14 protein-coding genes are annotated in these 16,980 nt (G+C 44.4%); all 14 read left to right on the plus strand.

The window, feature by feature from the left end:
• On the plus strand, window positions 1-958 hold a 958-nt coding region (locus L6J37_RS19205; RefSeq protein ID WP_237796235.1), incomplete at its 5' end, for a type VI secretion system Vgr family protein.
• Window positions 958-1,440 (plus strand): hypothetical protein, encoded by a 483-nt coding sequence (locus L6J37_RS19210; RefSeq protein ID WP_192016355.1) that lies wholly within the window; start codon window positions 958-960, stop codon window positions 1,438-1,440. The genes L6J37_RS19205 and L6J37_RS19210, both read left to right, overlap by 1 nt.
• 10 nt (window positions 1,441-1,450) lie before the next feature.
• Complete coding sequence (locus tag L6J37_RS19215) at window positions 1,451-2,791, plus strand: hypothetical protein (protein WP_237796236.1); 1,341 nt, start codon at window positions 1,451-1,453, stop codon at window positions 2,789-2,791.
• Entirely contained in the window at window positions 2,772-3,761 is a 990-nt protein-coding gene (locus L6J37_RS19220) for a DUF2169 family type VI secretion system accessory protein (RefSeq protein WP_237796238.1), read from the plus strand. The genes L6J37_RS19215 and L6J37_RS19220 overlap by 20 nt, the downstream gene beginning before the upstream one ends.
• Complete coding sequence (locus L6J37_RS19225; RefSeq protein ID WP_237796240.1) at window positions 3,758-4,735, plus strand: hypothetical protein; 978 nt, start codon at window positions 3,758-3,760, stop codon at window positions 4,733-4,735. Before L6J37_RS19220 ends, L6J37_RS19225 begins: the two co-directional genes overlap by 4 nt.
• A gap of 480 nt (window positions 4,736-5,215) precedes the next feature.
• Window positions 5,216-6,559, plus strand: coding sequence for a hypothetical protein (locus tag L6J37_RS19230; RefSeq protein WP_237796243.1), 1,344 nt, complete (start codon window positions 5,216-5,218; stop codon window positions 6,557-6,559).
• Between the two features lie 9 nt (window positions 6,560-6,568).
• Entirely contained in the window at window positions 6,569-7,753 is a 1,185-nt protein-coding gene (locus tag L6J37_RS19235; RefSeq protein WP_237796244.1) for a hypothetical protein, read from the plus strand.
• A 14-nt stretch (window positions 7,754-7,767) separates the two neighbouring features.
• Entirely contained in the window at window positions 7,768-12,483 is a 4,716-nt protein-coding gene (locus L6J37_RS19240; RefSeq protein WP_237796245.1) for an OmpA family protein, read from the plus strand.
• A gap of 224 nt (window positions 12,484-12,707) precedes the next feature.
• Window positions 12,708-13,229, plus strand: coding sequence for a GNAT family N-acetyltransferase (locus tag L6J37_RS19245; protein WP_237796246.1), 522 nt, complete (start codon window positions 12,708-12,710; stop codon window positions 13,227-13,229).
• A 63-nt stretch (window positions 13,230-13,292) separates the two neighbouring features.
• The gene (locus L6J37_RS19250; RefSeq protein WP_218385196.1) at window positions 13,293-13,640 is read left to right on the plus strand and encodes a GFA family protein; all 348 of its coding nucleotides are present in this window, start codon (window positions 13,293-13,295) and stop codon (window positions 13,638-13,640) included.
• Between the two features lie 72 nt (window positions 13,641-13,712).
• Window positions 13,713-14,534 carry an AraC family transcriptional regulator gene (locus L6J37_RS19255; RefSeq protein ID WP_237796247.1) on the plus strand — a complete coding sequence of 274 codons (822 nt, stop codon included), beginning with the start codon at window positions 13,713-13,715 and terminating at the stop codon, window positions 14,532-14,534.
• Between the two features lie 104 nt (window positions 14,535-14,638).
• Window positions 14,639-15,259: a LysE family translocator gene (locus L6J37_RS19260; protein WP_237796248.1), complete on the plus strand. Its 621-nt coding sequence runs from the start codon at window positions 14,639-14,641 to the stop codon at window positions 15,257-15,259.
• Window positions 15,260-15,380: 121 nt separating this feature from the next.
• Window positions 15,381-16,019: a leucine efflux protein LeuE gene (leuE, locus tag L6J37_RS19265; RefSeq protein ID WP_027250853.1), complete on the plus strand. Its 639-nt coding sequence runs from the start codon at window positions 15,381-15,383 to the stop codon at window positions 16,017-16,019.
• Window positions 16,020-16,212: 193 nt separating this feature from the next.
• Window positions 16,213-16,980 carry a DeoR/GlpR family DNA-binding transcription regulator gene (locus tag L6J37_RS19270; RefSeq protein WP_237796249.1) on the plus strand — a complete coding sequence of 256 codons (768 nt, stop codon included), beginning with the start codon at window positions 16,213-16,215 and terminating at the stop codon, window positions 16,978-16,980.

Consider the following 16,980-nt stretch of genomic DNA (forward strand, 5'->3'; position numbering starts at 1 on the left):
CGCTGTGGTGGTCGGTCCGGCGAACGAAGAAATCTATACCGACAACCTGGGCCGCATCAAGATTCAGTTCCATTGGGACAGATTAGGTGCGTCGGATGAACACTCAAGCTGCTGGGTACGTGTCAGCCAGAGCCTGGCCGGTCCGAACTGGGGCGCGGTTTTCCTGCCGCGTATCGGGCACGAAGTGGTCGTCAGCTTCCTGGAAGGCGATCCGGATCAACCTTTAGTCACAGGGTCGGTTTATAACGGTCTGCATCTTCCGCCTTATGATTTGCCGCTGAAGAAAACCCGCACTACCTTGCGTTCTAAAACGCACAAAGGAGAAGGGTACAACGAGATCAGTCTGGATGATGAAACCAATCATGAAGAGCTGTATCTGCGTGCGCAGAAAGATATGTCAGTGAAGGTGCTTAACGACCGGTTCGAGCAGATCGGTAATGATGACACTCTGACGGTTGCTCGTCATAAAACCAACGAGATTGGTCAGAATCAGCTGGAAACCATCAAAGGTAACAAAACCACAGAAGTAAAAGGCACCTTCACAGAAACGGTCGATGGTGATGTCACGGTGAATTACAACAGTAATGAAGCCGTGACCGTGGTGAAGAATTCGGATCTGAAGATCAATCAGAATCGCACCACTGAAATTGGCAAAAACGATGAACTGGAAGTGATGGAAAACCAGACTATCACGATTCACGGTGCCCGTCAGACTCAGGTAGATAAAGATAACAACCTGAATGTAGAAGGGAATTCCACCCTGACAGTGACCGGGAATGTAACGTCTGATTCCAAAAGTACGACGCAGATCATCAGTAAAGAGAAGATTGTGCTAAATGCAGGATCTTCTCAGATAGTCCTCAATAGTGATGGCTCGATTCAAATCACAGGCACCTCCATTTTGATTAATGGTTCAGATAAAGTGGTTGTTCAGGGCGGAAAAGTATCGGTGAACTAATGCAAAAGCAGCAGACACAAAGCCATTTAATGATTGAATCAGAAGCCGGGGTATCCCCGGCTCCTTTGCATGCCCGTTTCGGCCATATTCTGGCCATTGAAGGGGACAGTGTTCGTGTCACCTTTGATGGCTGTGATATGCCATCCGGTTTGGCTGCCAGGCTTGGCCGCCAGTTTAACCGGGTTGAGCTTGAATTAGCTGTGCAGAATGCACTGTCGTGTCGCATTGAATTCATCGGTAATGATCCAAATTTGCCTCTGGTCACCGACATTTTCTTTTCCTTGATTGAACAGCGTGACGAGTTGGTGCTGAAAGCGAAAAACATCCGCATTGAAGCTGAAGAGCAGTTGATTGTTGCCAGTCGCGATGCCAAAACGCACTACGACGGAAAAAACAGCCGGGTGACGACCGAAGCCAAATATATCAACAGCCAGGCGGAAAAATCCCAGAAAATTCAGGGTGCAATAATAGCGATTAACTGATGGGCCCAACATGATGATCAGCCAGATTAAGCCTGAAGTGTCAGGTTTTAGCGTATTGACGGAAGAGGATATACAGCAACTGGCCGCCGCGATGAAGCAGGCGGTTGAGCATGCCGAAGCCTCAGCACCGGGTATACAGCGTTTTGCACGAGAGAAAGTGGATAGTGCTGCTGAAGCAGTGCGTTTCCTGCTGGCTCAGCGTCATCGTGCATTAGCCAGCGGTTTGCCTGACAGTGACAGTCGTTATTATCATTTGCTGAACAGGAAACTGGCGCGGTTGATGGCCGTGTTTGTGGCGCTCTTTCGGGTTGAGCCGGGCTATCTGTATGGATTGGCCGACACGCATCCCCAAGTGCTGCTGTGGGTGTTGAGCTCAGCAGAGATTGATCCGCTTGATCCGAGCGCGGCAAGGCTGTCATTGCTGCTGGCCGACAAACTGCAGCCACAAGTGTGGCTGGATACGGTTTCTCTGGCGACATCAACACAGCTTATCGAGATATTGCAGTCTGCGGCCATCAGCCAGATCCCACAGTCTGAACAGGCCATGCGGGCTTTGGTGCGCCGTCATGAACTGAATACAGAGTTCGCCAATAAGTGTATCCGGGAAGGTTCTACGAAAGTGAGCGGGATGGCCCGGCATCAGCTGGCCTGTTCAGGACACGAGGCCGGTATTAACTGGGTGATTGAACATGGCGATCCTGCTCAATCTTTATTTACTCACTTGCTGGTGCGAAAAGACAAAGTCGCCTGGCTTCGTGGTGACATCCTGCCCCAGAAAGAAGCTTTCCAACAGGTGGATGAATACGCCATTGTGAATCGCTTACCTGAATCTTTCACGCTGCCCGATTTCGCGAATGATAAACACGCTTATCTGAAAGCGGCTCTGGCAGGTGATCCGCTTGCTGTGGAACCTATGATTGAAGCGCTTTTCAGCGCTCAGGATGAAGTAGAGCAGGAACACTGGGTGAGTGCGATTTTTCTGATTTTGGGAGAGAAAATGCCAGTTCGTGTCGCCGATCTGGGCGTGAAGTACAACGCACAGCACGCCGCAGAGTTACTGATGCACTGGTGGCAGGACCTTGAACCCGAAGCGGTACAGGTGCCCATGATGAGAATGGGCGGAACGCTGAGTTATGCCACCAGTATCGATGTGTTGAAAAGCCAGTCCATGCCAGCCTTGTTTCGTACCTGGGTCTGGAGAGATTTATGCCTCAATGGTGGCATTTATGTGCCTTATGACCCAATGGGCTGGCCGGAAAAACAACGGCGGGCCATCAATACACTTTCTAAAAACAGTACTGCATCGGAGCGGTATAACCAGAGGATGCGTGATGCAGCTGTGGGACGTTGAATCTAATTTACCTTATGCCATGAAAGGGCAGTTTGTGCGTGATCATAACGGACAGACGGTATGGGTGGTGTGTTTAAAAACCGGCTGGCAGCAGTGCGAAGGCCAGTGGCAGCCAGTACAGACGCAGCCAGAGATCTATTCAACCCCTGTGTTTGATGGTGAGGCCGGTTTCTCCGCCATGGTGGCGGATCAGGATTTTGCCGTCAGTAAAGCCAATACAGACGTGCTGGTGAAAGGTCACGCCCGGAGTCTGGGTAAGAAACCCGTTACCCGTGTGCAGTGTCGTTTGCTGATTGAAGAGCATATCGATAAAACACTGACGGTAGTGGGTGATCGGCAATGGATCACTCAAGCCGGTCAGGTAGGCGTCACTGTCCCTGCCCCTTTTATCGAGCGTCCTGTGTCTTATGCCCATGCTTTAGGGGGAGACGATCCCCGTAACCGTATTGGCTGCGGGGTTGCGAACAAAACGATGGATTTGCTGAACCAGCCTGTGCCTTCAGTGTTCTATTTGAAACAGGACTGGCAGCCAGATACCGCTAAGGTGCAACCAGCCGGTTTTGGTCCGCTGGCTGTCTTTGATGCGGCGCGTGCTCGCCTGGCGGGTACGTTCGATGAAAAATGGTCAGAAGAACGCCGGCCGCTATATCCTGTTGATTTTTCAACGGCGTTTTACCAGTCAGCACCTGCTGATCAGCAGACAAAAGGGTTACTGGCCGGTGGCGAGCGCATCATAGTGTCTGGTTTCAGTCATGAAGAGACGCTGTACTTTACGTTACCGCGACGCACCTTTGTCGCCGAAGCGGCGTTTGGCAGCCAAAAGCGCCTGCAAACCATGGCGCTGCATACGCTATCCGTGGATGCCGATGCTTTGACTGTCACGGCCACCTGGTCGGCTGCATTTCCTTGCCAGGGACAGGAGGCTGACTTAGTCAATACTGTTATTTCTGAACAAAAGGCTGCTGTATGAGTTTATCAACTGCTCGTTACATTCTTTGCGCAGATGCCGTCACCGCGGCGGGTTTCAACCTGGATATTTCTGTTGCCGTGGCGCAGGCGGATTTAGACATGTACGAGACCCGGCCAGTGGCAGATGCCGACAGCAAAGCGACGGTTGCGCCAATCACTTATCTGGATGCTGAAGAAAACACGGCCGACAAATACTTTGCGATGCTGGCCCTGCTGGTGACCCAACTGGCGGTGAACCTGCCGGGCAGCCTGCCGCCAGCGCCGCTTTATGTGCGTATGCCACAAGCCATCACGCAGTCGCAATTGGAAAACTGGTATCAAACCTGGCGTGCTGATAGCGGCTTAGAAAAGGTACTAGGCCGGGTGGTGCTGAGTCACCACACAGAACATACGCATTTTTCTGATGTGTTAAAAAGCCTGAATGAAGAAGAAGTGGTGATGGCGATTTCTGTGGATTCCCCTCTATCAGCACTGGATGTACTTTCACAGCGTAATCTGTTGCAGACGGCTCAGCACCCCTGGGGAGTGATCGCCAGCGAGGGCGCAGCAGGCGCTGTGCTGGCATCGCGCAGCCTGGTAGAAGCCTTAAAGTTAACGCCACAGGCAAGACTGGACAGCTGGCACTGCGAGCAGGGTGCTGGCGAGCAATTGATGTCCAGCGCGCTGCGTAAGCAAAGCAAAGCCGTGGATGACTTTGGCTTGCTGTTCAGCGATATGACCAACCTGAGATCTCAAAATGAAGAATACGGTTTTGCCATTGGTGCCCGAGGTGAACGGCTGACTAACCCTGAACAGCTTGTGCTTAGTCACAGCCTGTGGGGGTATTTAGGCGAAGCCTCATTGTTTGCCACCCTGGCATTAGCGTTACACCACACCGATAGCCAGCGTGTGCGCAGTGTGTTCCTGTTCGGAGCCAATGACAGCCGGGCGATGATGACATTAACGCAGTCGGAACCGAACACGGCAGTCACGTAAAACGGTAACGCAATGAGCCAAAACAGAAATTATTTTTTGGCTCAATACCACAAAGTGACATTTTCAGGTGGGAGAGGCTATTAAATCAGTTGATTAGGGTATTCAATCTGATAGGGTTTTCCGCTGTACGTCTTGATGACCGTACCCAGTGTGTTCATGTACTGAACAGAGATGAAAAAAGAGCCATGCAGGGCTTATTCGTTGATCTGTTATCGCACAGCCGCCGACAGCACGAATAAGCGCACACTCGCTGCGGAGAGCGTCATCATGATGTACTGCCATTGTGGGCTGATTCAGCAACCCGATAGCCGATACACCTTCTCACACACATTTAAACAAGGTCCGATGTTTTCATGCCCGGACACTATTCCTGGTTCACTCATGTTGGCCGCTGGTAAGCGCTTAGCTTCTCGCTGTTGTTTTCCTTCAAGCCTAACGTGGTTCAGTTTCGCCAAAGCGAAGAAAAACGAGAAAAAGTAAATGAAAAAAGTGAGATATGTAAAGGCGAATTATACGCCGCTGGAAGACATCACCCCGTTGCCCCGCAATGTGGTCAATCAACCGATAGAACCCGTACCAGAGCACAAACTGGTGGTGGAACTGGCGGGACAGTGGCAGGGAAACCGGGCGTATTTTCAGCTTGCTAAAACCGAAATGCAGGATCAGAAAATCACCCGGCCGATAGCCGATGTGAAAACAGGTCACAGAACGCTGGCAACCTTCAAAGCACTGGAAAATGAAGCCAAAAAGCTTTATCTGGTTGTGCCATTACAGGGGCTGCCAAATCCGCTGACTTTTTTACTGGCTGAAAACCTGATGCCGGTAGAAAAAGAAGCGGACATGGATGAATGGGAAACGGTATTGATCCCGGTTCGTGCACTGGCCTATCTGGACAGCAGCAAAGACAAAGAAAAAGCCGCGGAATTAAAAGGTGGCTATTTGTATGTCTTCTGGAAAGGCAAACTCTGGCGCGAGCTGCAAGTCACAGAGTTTGGCTATTACAAAGATATTGATAGCGAATATTACCGAGTCAGAGATCAGCAGGAAAGGCAGAAAGAACAGCCTGTCATTGAATACCGTGAAGCGGATGGATTCGATCTGCCGCAATTCTGGGTGCCGTATAAAATTGCCGGTGAAGTTCAGGCCGGTGAGAATGGTGTCAAACTTATGTTTTCACCGAAACAAAAGACATACCAGCAAATAGAAGCACTGGAAAATGATTCAGCAAAACTGGATGCTGCTGCAACACCACTGGATGAACTGTCTGTGTATTCAAATAGTCAGACGTTTGAGCCCCAGGAACACACCGCTGATATTCAGTCAGCCAAACTCCATCAGGTCTCTGAAGACGATATGGCCTGGCTGACTCAACAGTGCGCAGTATTTGATCAGTATGCATCTTCAAATACACCTGTGGCATATGTGGACGGTAAAAATGACGGTTTCCTTGTCAAAGTTGAAGTGGGCCTGGCTTCTGCTGTTTTCGGCGCAATTCCGCCGATTTACGCGGTTTTGAAAGATGAAAACAGCGACTGGAAGCAATCGGTGTTAATGGAGAAGAGCGGTGATAGTGAAATCTCTCGCTGGCGTCAGGCTTTGTTCACGGGCTTGCCGAAAGACGGAAGTTTCACACTCTTTATTGCAAATCCCAAAGATCCGCATGGTGCTGAATTCATTTTTACGGAAATGCCGTTTGAAGAACTGGCAAACGATCAAGACGAATGTGAAGAAATTGAACATGCTGAAATGGTTGAAGAGTCCTTCGAAGAAGCAAAGAAAATTGAAGAGCTCAGAAACCTTTGGCTGAACGCAACAAATTTTTAGGAATCAATCATGAAGAAAAAACTGCTGGCTTATAGTGTTGGGGCGCTTTGCGTTGGTGCAATCGCCTATCCAGCATGGAAAATGATTAAAGAGAAAATAGCTTATCATAAGGATTATCAGGAGCAGTTGGATGTAATAGTTGAAGCAATTGAAATAGAACGTTGGAAAACAAGAGCCGACATTATCGCGTGGAAAATAAATGTAAGCATACCGGATGATATTGAATATGAGGTATGGGATGAAGAGTATGAGATTCCAAGAGTATTATTCAAGGCCAGAAAGTATGGAGCTCCAGATTTTGATCTTTACTCAATGGGGATAGACGGGAAGGATGTAAAACTTGTTGCAACACGCGAGGACTTTGGTGCGAGCATTTTACCTCTCGGCTACTTTACAGGTCCCAATCGCTCACTTGATGGAAGGTATATTATTTCAACTTCAAATGAGAAGGGATATGGTTGTACCCTCTATGATATAAAAGAAAGGAAAGGGCAAAACTTTGCATTAGGTCGATGTTATATCGAATCATGGCTTGATGATGGAAAAATAGCAATTATAAACAATGGTGATGGTAAATCATTTCTCACACTTTCATCAAAAGAAATAAAATATATAAAAGATATTTATGGGTATGAATTTGAAGATGCTAACAGTAAATTTTTCGTGGTAAAAGATGGGAAAAAAGCCATTTCAAATATTTACAATGATAATGCTTATGCAAATACCATTGAAGGGAGTGGCGAACAGATCATATACGATATGCCTGGATTCAAAAACCCTGAGCGAGGAAATTTTCTCTCGGATGAATGTAAATTTGGTGGAACATTTGGAGTGAGTTCTAGCCTTTTTACATGTAGTTACGATAGTAATAAACTTGATTACAATGTGTATGAATCAAATAACCCTAACAAGATAATAGGGAAAAGTTTAGGTTATCGTGTGATTGAATTAGGTAAGTGGGGGATGCAAGATGGTGAAATATATCGAATAGTTGATGATTCGGAAGATACACCTTTAGCTAAAATAAAATATAAATATGACTTTGGCGATGAATATCAATTTACAGTTTATGATGATTTGTATCTTCCGGTAAGTGCAAAGGAAACATTTGAAGGCCTAAATATTGCAGATTTTTTCCCTGAATTGCCTTCAAAAGCGAGATATGAAGATACTTGGATTGATTTATTATATTAATAAAGGTTACGTCAATGGCTATAGAAAAAAAGATACAGTCTGGTTTTTATTTAATGGGGCGTCTGTATAATAGAAAGGGAGAAATATGTAAAAACGCAAAGTTCAAGCCGTTACCTTTTGAAACCCTAATATTACCAGATTCTGAAACTTTAATAGAAGAAAAAATTAATGGAGAAGGCGATCACGTACAAACAGTGAACGCAAAATTTCCTATTGCCTCGACAGATGAAGTTGGGAAATTGTCATACTTAAATGCAAAATTTGATAGTAATGAATTGTCAATTGTATCAATACCTACGACTGATGAAAATTATAGTAAAGATTACACAGTAAAGTTTAAGTTATTTCCTAGTCAATTGGTGCCTTTATATAACCTTAATAAAGGGGAGAGCTGGCTGGAAGACTTGACAGAAACTTTAAATAATTTAAATGATACACATTCCTTTAACACAAAGACAAAATTTCTCGATGTTGGCACGTCAAAAGATCAGTTGCTTGACAAATATGAATATGCAGACAATGAGATTCACAAGTCCTATAATTCCTGGTATGACTCATTAGAGAATGAAAAATTAAGAATTATTGAAGTGCCACAATTTTACACTATTGTGATCACTTTTTCTGATGAAAAATTTATTGGAGCTAGAGTGAAATTGAAAGACATCCCTATAACGATTAAAGTTTCAGGTGATGTTGACTCAGATAGTGGAGAACCAGTTTCCGAAATTAAATCAATCGATCATAAAAATCCTGATGGTGAAGTACTAGGTAGTATTACAGCTACATTTTGGATAGAAAGTGAAATGAACATTGATTTAATATCAAGCTCATATGCAAGATTTGATATTAGTTTTGATAATTTTGACCAAGAAAAAATAAAAGCTTTAGATCATAGTTTAAGAAAAGGCTATTCTTTAAAAGAAAAAGTTTTCGATCTGCCAATAAAAACTGCACTTGGGAGAAGTGCACTGATAAATGGTGATCCAATCAGTGTTGAAGAAGCTCTGATAAATCATTCACCTGAATATTTCACTGAGCTCATCAAAAGGTTAAGTGTTAGTGAAGATAAATTAGAAAATAATAAAAATGAAATCAGTAAAAACTATCAAGAGTTTTTAAAGAATGTATTTAATACATCGAAAGGGGTTTTTCAAAGTGTTGTGGGAAGCTTTACAACCCAATCTGCTTGGAACGCCAAGTCTAAAGTCGTTTTATCAACAGTTGGTTTGATTGTAAAAAAAGCGGATGGTAAAGATAATGAATTTGTTAACAATGCAATTGCAATTGCGGGAATTGGTGAGTCAATAAACACATTTATTGATGCGGCTTCTAGTGATAAACTGACAACTGCCGCAGATCCAAGAATAAGAAAGTTTTCTGAAGCATTTGCAAATGAGCCAGCCACAATAAAGTGGTTAAAAGATCGATTTGGTGAGCGGCTTGATGAAATAAATATCATCCCTGTCCCGGAGAAACTTCAAAAATTTTTAAAGGCTGCAAATGATAGAATGACCTCATATTCTGACCTGTTAGCTAAACCGCTGAAAGTAGGTGGTGATGTTATGACAGTTGGCCAGGTGGTTTATAATTTATATGATACGTATGATAAATTTGAAAAGTCTGATATTAAAGACCAGGAGTTTAATTTAAAGTCTGGCTTTTATATTAAGAAGATACAATCTCCGACAGCGAACCAAGCGAAGCCAATTGCTTTACTTGATACAGAGCAAGTAAAAGAAAATCAAAAAATATTGGAAGATATTCACGCACAATTACGCCAAATTGGTGGAGATGAAAATTTCATTTCAGTGAATGAGGTATTGGGCGATTTGTCACTGAAATTGGCAAGTACTTGGTTTGAATTTGATAGAGCCAGTTTGAATACAATCGATCCAAACGTTAGCACCGGATTGAAAAAACTTGCGAGTTTGATAGAAAATTTACCCGATCCAATACCGATTGAAATCGCTGGCTTTACCTGTGATAGAGGAAGTGAATCTTATAACTTAAATTTATCGACATTGAGGGCTCGCGCTGTAAAAGATGCGATTATTGATTCAATCTCTGAGGATAAAAAAAGAATATGGGAAATATTTATTTGGGAAGAAGGGTATGGTGAATCAAAAAACCTATTTCCTAATGACTCAGAAGAAAATCGTAAGAGAAATAGAAGAGTTGAGATAAAACTAAACTTTAATGCAATCTATGATTATCCTGTCAGCAGAGTTGGATTATCTGTACTGGAAAAATCCAGAAAGGAAATGATTAAGTCAGAGTTAGATTTAAATGACGCTTTAAGGGAAACGACGAGTAGTACTGTAGATGCGACAATGCTTGCATTCTCAGCAGCATTTCCGGTTGCGATGGCGACCGCTGGTGTCTTAATTGCAGCCGGACAAGTTGTTTCTACTGTCGCTGATTTTGCATATGAAAAGCTATTCAAGGATGAGAATACCTTTAAAAATGCGATTAAAAATCTTGGTGAAGTTGATGCAACACTTTCTCAAAAGATGATTGCTACTAATGCATTTGGTGAAGTCAATATTCCATTCTTGAAAAGTTATCTGAAGAGAGCCTTGGCGCTGAATGGGCTCGTCAGGTTACTCAAGAGATACCAACTGGAAATCCACTTGAATCCAGAACATAAGGAATCGATAGAGATAAAATTCAATATAAAAGGTTATATTGATAAATTTATTCTTTCCGATCAATGGGATATTGACAATATATTCGATGAGAGTTTAAATCTGGATGAATACTGGCTGGATGTCGTGAACTATGATGGCGAAATGGTATTTGATACATTTGATGCATTGATTGCAAAAGCAGGATACTACGTCACTTCTCTTGAGAATTTTATTTTTGGTGATGAGAAAAAGATTGATGAAGTGAAACAACTGTCGAGCAGTTATCATAAATATTTCCCAGTTCATTGTATTGGCAGTGAATCAGTTGATAGTCTTGTTGATATGTTTACTGTTAAATTACCAACAGATCTGACGAATGATATATTTAAAGAAGTTGTGATCTCTGCGAGAAAGCCAGGGGATAAAAAGTGGAAGAATTTCCACGATTTTTATCAATCGGAAAGATCATTTAAACTATCTCCTTATGATAACATTCGGATTTTGGTAATTGTTGATGAAAAGAATGAGAAGCTAAATAAAGCATTAGGTGAAGAGAAAATTATTCACTTACCTATTACTGCGAAAGCATCAGCTATTAGTTGGTGGGATAGTGGAGACATTTTTGATACAGTCGCATCGGAGAATACGCAGTATGTCAGAGAGATTTTCGAGAATGAGTTGACAGAACATGAGAAAAAATTAATAGAATTTAAAGATGGTAAGAAAATATTCGGTACATTTATTTATCCAAGTTTTCATTTCGGTGCTTATAAAGTCCAGGGTACACGACCAGTTGCCTGGTACAATCATCCGACATTAAAATCTCTCTTTGGGAAAAGTGGAAGTAACTCCACGGGCGTCGATTTTACTATGAACTACACGTATAGTTTATCGATTCCAGGAAATGATGGTGTTGATAAGTTGGTACAGTATCGGGATTTAGATGGTGGTTTTTGGGATGATGAAGAAGACGCATCCGAATTTACATTAAGTCTGAATCCTGACAGAGAATATAAAATTAACAATAAAACAGTGGTTGGAGATCACTTATTTTACGAAGAGGGTTTTTTAGAGGATAAAAATCCATCTAAAGGTAACAAAATTAAATACCCCAAGATTTTTGATTCACCAAAAGTCTTCTTTTGGATCAAGCAGAATAAGTTGTCACCATACAATTCTTCATTGGTAAACAAGAACTCAGTTGGTTATTTTCAACCCGAAACAAATAAAGAATTCTTAGGGTTTTATGTTGATGGGTTTGATTGGGATTCTGATTTGGAAATTCGAGCATTGGTAACAACACCATGTGTCGACACTAAAGTTTTCGATGATTATCGTTATTCAGAAAAGAACAAAATCCCTGTCAGTGCTAAGATAAGAATGCAAGGTGAAAAATTTGGAATGTTCTATAAATCTGCACTTTTGATAGAGGAGGTTAAATCACTTTACCGGATAGGTAAAATAGTTCTGGAGTCAGGTAAGTATATTTTTGTACCTACTCAATATGAATTTGATGAAGCAACAAAATTTATAGAATCCATTATTAGTGATTTTGAAAAATTTAGTCAGCACGAATTGAGACAATGGGTCACAGGAACATATACACCTCATAATTTTGGTGCCTATGATATCGATCAAGATATCGATATTTATGGAGTTGATGTCGAACTTAAATATAAAAATGCACTAGGTCAGTCAGTAAATGGTCTGATGCCTGCAGTAGGCTATGAAACTGTAAGGTGCAATAACGTAGAAATTCGTCTCAATCTATCAGGAGCTGAAAATTCTGGACTAGAGAGTCGAGAATCATCTACTATTGTTTTGAGAGATCCTAAGCCAGGAGAAGATATAATTCCAAAAAGATGGATTAAAACTGGAGATAATAAGCTTATTGAGTTGGCAAAAGAGCAAATTAAGACCAACAAACAATCTGAGTTATCTCATGAGGCAAAGAAAAACAAGGAAACAAAACTACTCAATAATAACCACATTAAAGCACATGATTTTACGAGACATATGCTTTGGATCGAATCTAACCAAACTGATCTGAAGGTGATAAATTCTTCAAGAAAGAAATTGTTGGAGAATTGGTCTGGTGAGTAAAAGTTAAAAATCTAAATTGCTGTATAGTTTTAGCTTTACTGGGACTATACAGCTTTTTAATTGATTAATACTGACACCATTCAAACTTTACCGAAGGGAGAATACTATTGAACACTTAAATTTTATTGGTTTTCCTTAAGGAAACGTGGGAAGACGACGCCCACCGCACCTTTTCGCTAAACCTTTTAAGATGCGGAATCTTAAGTAAACAAAGAAAAGATCCAATGAACATACTCCCCGGCACCATCACCGACATCCCCGCGATCACAGCTATTTTTAATCATTACATTGAGCACACGAACGCCAGATTTGAAACCGAGCCGATGACGCTGAGTAATCGTAATGACTGGTTTACGCAATTCCGTCCCGATTCTCCGCATCAGCTTTTTGTTGCCCTCGAAAACCATCAAGTAATGGGGTTTATCTGCAGTCAGCCTTACCGGCCTAGCGCCGCTTTTGCGGAAACCGTTGAAGTGACCATCTATCTTCACCCCGATGCGAAGGGTCACGGTTTGGGAAGCGCATTAATGAAAACCATACTTGATGCTTTAGCGACTCAGCTGGTGCACTGTGCCTTATCTGGCATTGCTTTGCCAAACGAAGCATCGGTGGCGCTGCATCAGAAATTTGGCTTTCGTGAGGTTGGTGTCTTTCATGACTATGCCAGAAAACAGGGTGAATACATCAGCTCGCTCTGGATGGAAAAGCGATTTGAGTCATCCCCGTTTTTCAGCCAGCTATACTGATACCGATTGAAAACAGCTGTCGCGGTCAAGCTGGCATGAAATGAAATCGACGGGAGAAAGACGATGAAATATCAAGGAAGCTGCCACTGCGGCAATGTCGCTTTTGAGGTCGAAGGTGATATACAGGAAGCTCTGGCTTGCAACTGCTCTATCTGTCAGCGAAAAGGTTCGTTATTGTGGTTTGTGCCCCGCAGTGAATTAAAGCTGCTGTCGCAAGACAGCGCAGCAAGCACTTACACCTTCAACAAGCATGTTATTCAGCACAGGTTTTGCCCGACGTGCGGCATTCATCCTTATGGGGAAGGGAGTGACCCGCAGGGCAATGCCATGGCCGCCATCAATATCCGTTGTCTTGACGATATCGATCTGGATGCGATTCCGGTGACGCATTTTGATGGCCGGTCGTTGTAATCTGATCTTGCTGGTGTGATGATGTCACCTGTTGCGTAGTTGCGTAGTTGAACAGACAAACAGGGGACTGAGTTGGTCGCAGGAAACAGGGAATTTTCTACACTTTGGCGGCCAGCGCGATTTTCCGGTATCGAACTGCTGTCCGCCTCGTTTACTCAGTTTGAATTCTCCCGTCACTGGCATGAAGAACTGGCCATTGGTGTGATAGAGGAAGGTGCGGAAGGGTTATTTTACCGGGGTAGCAACATTGTGGTGCCTCAGCGTCACATCGTGGCTATCAATCCTTCAGAAGTGCATACGGGTTTTGCGGGCAGTGAGCACGGGTGGCGATACCGGATGTTTTACTTCGCCCCGGAGATGATCGAACAGCATTTTGCTGGCAGCGAGAAATTCGTCGATCCTGTCATCGGCCGCTCTGTGATCAACAATCCGGCTCTGTTTGATTTGCTGCTTCAACTGCATGTGGCGTTCGAAGCAACCAGTTTTGAGCTGACTAAACAGTCTTTGCTGACTGTAGCGTTTGAATCCTTGTTTTCTCAATACGGCAATGCCGGACGTGATGCTGACAGGGTTGGGAATGCTCAGAAGCATACGGGCGTTATCCGGGACTACCTGCACGATAACTGGCAGGAAAACGTGACTCTGGATGAGCTGGAAACCGTGAGTGGCCTGACCAAATTCAAACTCATCCGGGCATTCAAATCGCATTACGGACTGACGCCGCACCAGTTTTTGCTGCTGACAAAGGTGCAGAAAGCCAAAAGTCTGTTACTGGATGGCCACAGCTGTGTCGATACCGCACTCCACTGCGGTTTCTTTGATCAAAGCCATTTCACCCGCAACTTTAAACGCGCTTTTGGCGTACCTCCCAAGCATTACTCTATCCAACCTTAGCGATTGCAATTTCATACAAGAAGCCACTTTGCCCGATGTTTAACCTATCCGTGTAGCCTGAGGTTACTTGAAACAGATGTGTTGAATTAAGCGGAGATAAACGGATGAGTTTCTTATTATTGTGGTTGGGTGTCATGTTTCCATTAGTGTTCAGTCCGGGGCCGGCGAATATCGTGTTTGCCGCCTCGGGGGCCAGTGTCGGGGTCCGGCGGTCTCTGCCATTGCTGCTGGGGATAGACACAGTGTTTTTGATTAAGTCGTTACTGATTGGGCTGGGGCTGGGCGCGCTCATTCAAGAGTATCCGCTGGCGCTGCAGTTACTTCAGTGCGCGGGAGCCCTCTATATTATTTATCTGGCCGTGGGTTTTCTGAAAGCCAGCCTGCTCGAGCACAACGGGCAGCAAAAGCGCTTAGGGTTTTACGATGGCGTGATCATTCAATTACTCAACAGCAAAGGCTGGCTGCTGGTCTTACTAATGTTTTCTCTGTTTTCAGAAAAAGCCTATCAGGAATACGGGGAACAATCGGTCTGGGTGTTAGTGGTCTGGCTTGCCATCCTCAATATCTCCATGCATCTGGTGTGGATCTGGGCTGGCGGCTTGTTAGCAAAACTGGCGGGCGACAGCAAAAACCAGAAAGTACAAGGCTATATTTACTTCGCATCGCTGATGGTAGTAGCCATCTGGTTGCTGGTTGATAATCCCATTTGGCAACACTGGCTATAGCCCATGAAAGTGTTTGCGCTGCTGAAGATATGCGCGATTTTATGCTCTGATTGCATACAATACTGAAACGTATATATTGCTGTATATCAGTATGGTCTGAAGTGATTAAGGGGGAGGGGCGATGTTTGCGGAATACGGGGTGTTGAATTTTTGGGCCTATGTGGTCGGCGCCATCTTTATTGTGCTGCTGCCCGGACCTAACTCTCTGTTTGTGCTGAAAACCGGTATGGGGCAGGGGATCAGGCAAGGGTATCTGGCGGCAACGGGCGTGTTTATCGGCGATGCTGTGTTAATTTTCTGCGCCTATGCCGGTGTTGCTACCCTGATTCAGACAACGCCGATTTTGTTTACTCTGGTTCGGTATCTCGGTGCTATTTATCTGCTGTTTCTGGGCGGAAAGATTGTATACAGCGCTTTTCAGTCCCGCGAATCGGCAGAGATTTCTCCGGCTTTACAGGGCAAGAAGGTGTTTCGCAAAGCACTGATACTCAGCCTGACCAATCCCAAGGCCATTTTGTTTTATGTGTCTTTCTTTGTGCAGTTTATTGATATGAGTTACGCCAGCCCTGGGGTGCCATTTCTTATTCTGGCGGCGGTACTTGAAATCATCAGCCTGATTTTTCTCAGCGTGCTGATTATTGCGGGCGCCTACATCACCCAATTGGTGCGCGCCAGCAAAGGTATGCAGAAGATAGGCAATGCCTTAATGGGCACACTGTTTATCGGCTTTGCCGCCCGGCTGGCCATGTCGAATGCCTAAGTTTTATTAGTCACTAACAAGGTTCAGGAAGAGGTTTCCTGAACCTTTCTCCTGCTCTGCTCTGGGTTATTACAGGCTCACCAGTACCATGCTGATAAAATGAGCTGTGACTCATGACTCAATACGAATTTGATTGGCACTTGCTTTCGTCTCTGTCAGAATGGCTTAAAATTACTTAAGTGGTTTTGAGTGTATGACTCAGGAAGAACGCCTAATTCATCTGACTTCGCTGATAGAACAGCAAGGTAAGGTGACCCTCAATGACATCTGCGAGCAATTTACCGTCTCGCGCGATTCTGCCCGCCGTGATCTGGTGAAGCTTACTCAGCTGCCGGGAATCCAGCGTATTCGTGGCGGCGCGGTCAGAACTTCGGTATCGGCCCGTCTTGAACCCTATTCCGGTAAAGTGATCAGTGAAGCCAAGCAACAGCTGGCTCAGTGCGCGGCACAATTAATCGACGATGATGATCATCTGTTGCTGGATACCAGCACCACACTGACATTAATGGCGCGATACATTCACCGGCCTGCTACTGTCATTACTAACTCTGTCGATATCCTGCAGCAACTGGCAGACAACCCTCATGTTGCCGTGCATTTGCTGGGCGGCAAATTTGATGCATTCCACCGCGCTGTGTTAGGCCATCAGGCTGAGAAGCAGCTGGCTGACTATCGGGTAAACAAAGCCTTTATCGGCGTCTGTGCTTTATCAGAGCATGGCTTGTCGACCAATAATGAGCAGGAAGCTTCGCTCAAAAAAGCCATGATGGCGCAGGCGCAGCAGGTTGTTGTGGTGTGTGAACAGCACAAGCTGGGCCAGAATAATTTTCATCACGTCTGCGGCCTGGCTGGCATTGATGTATTAATCACAGACCAACCACTTACAAACACTTACGCCGAACGCTTTGACAGCCACGATATTCAAGTGATCGTGGCTTCCACAACACAAGGACAGCTTTGA

Source organism: Photobacterium sp. WH77 (genome assembly GCF_022014395.1).
GTDB classification, from domain to species: domain Bacteria; phylum Pseudomonadota; class Gammaproteobacteria; order Enterobacterales; family Vibrionaceae; genus Photobacterium; species Photobacterium arenosum.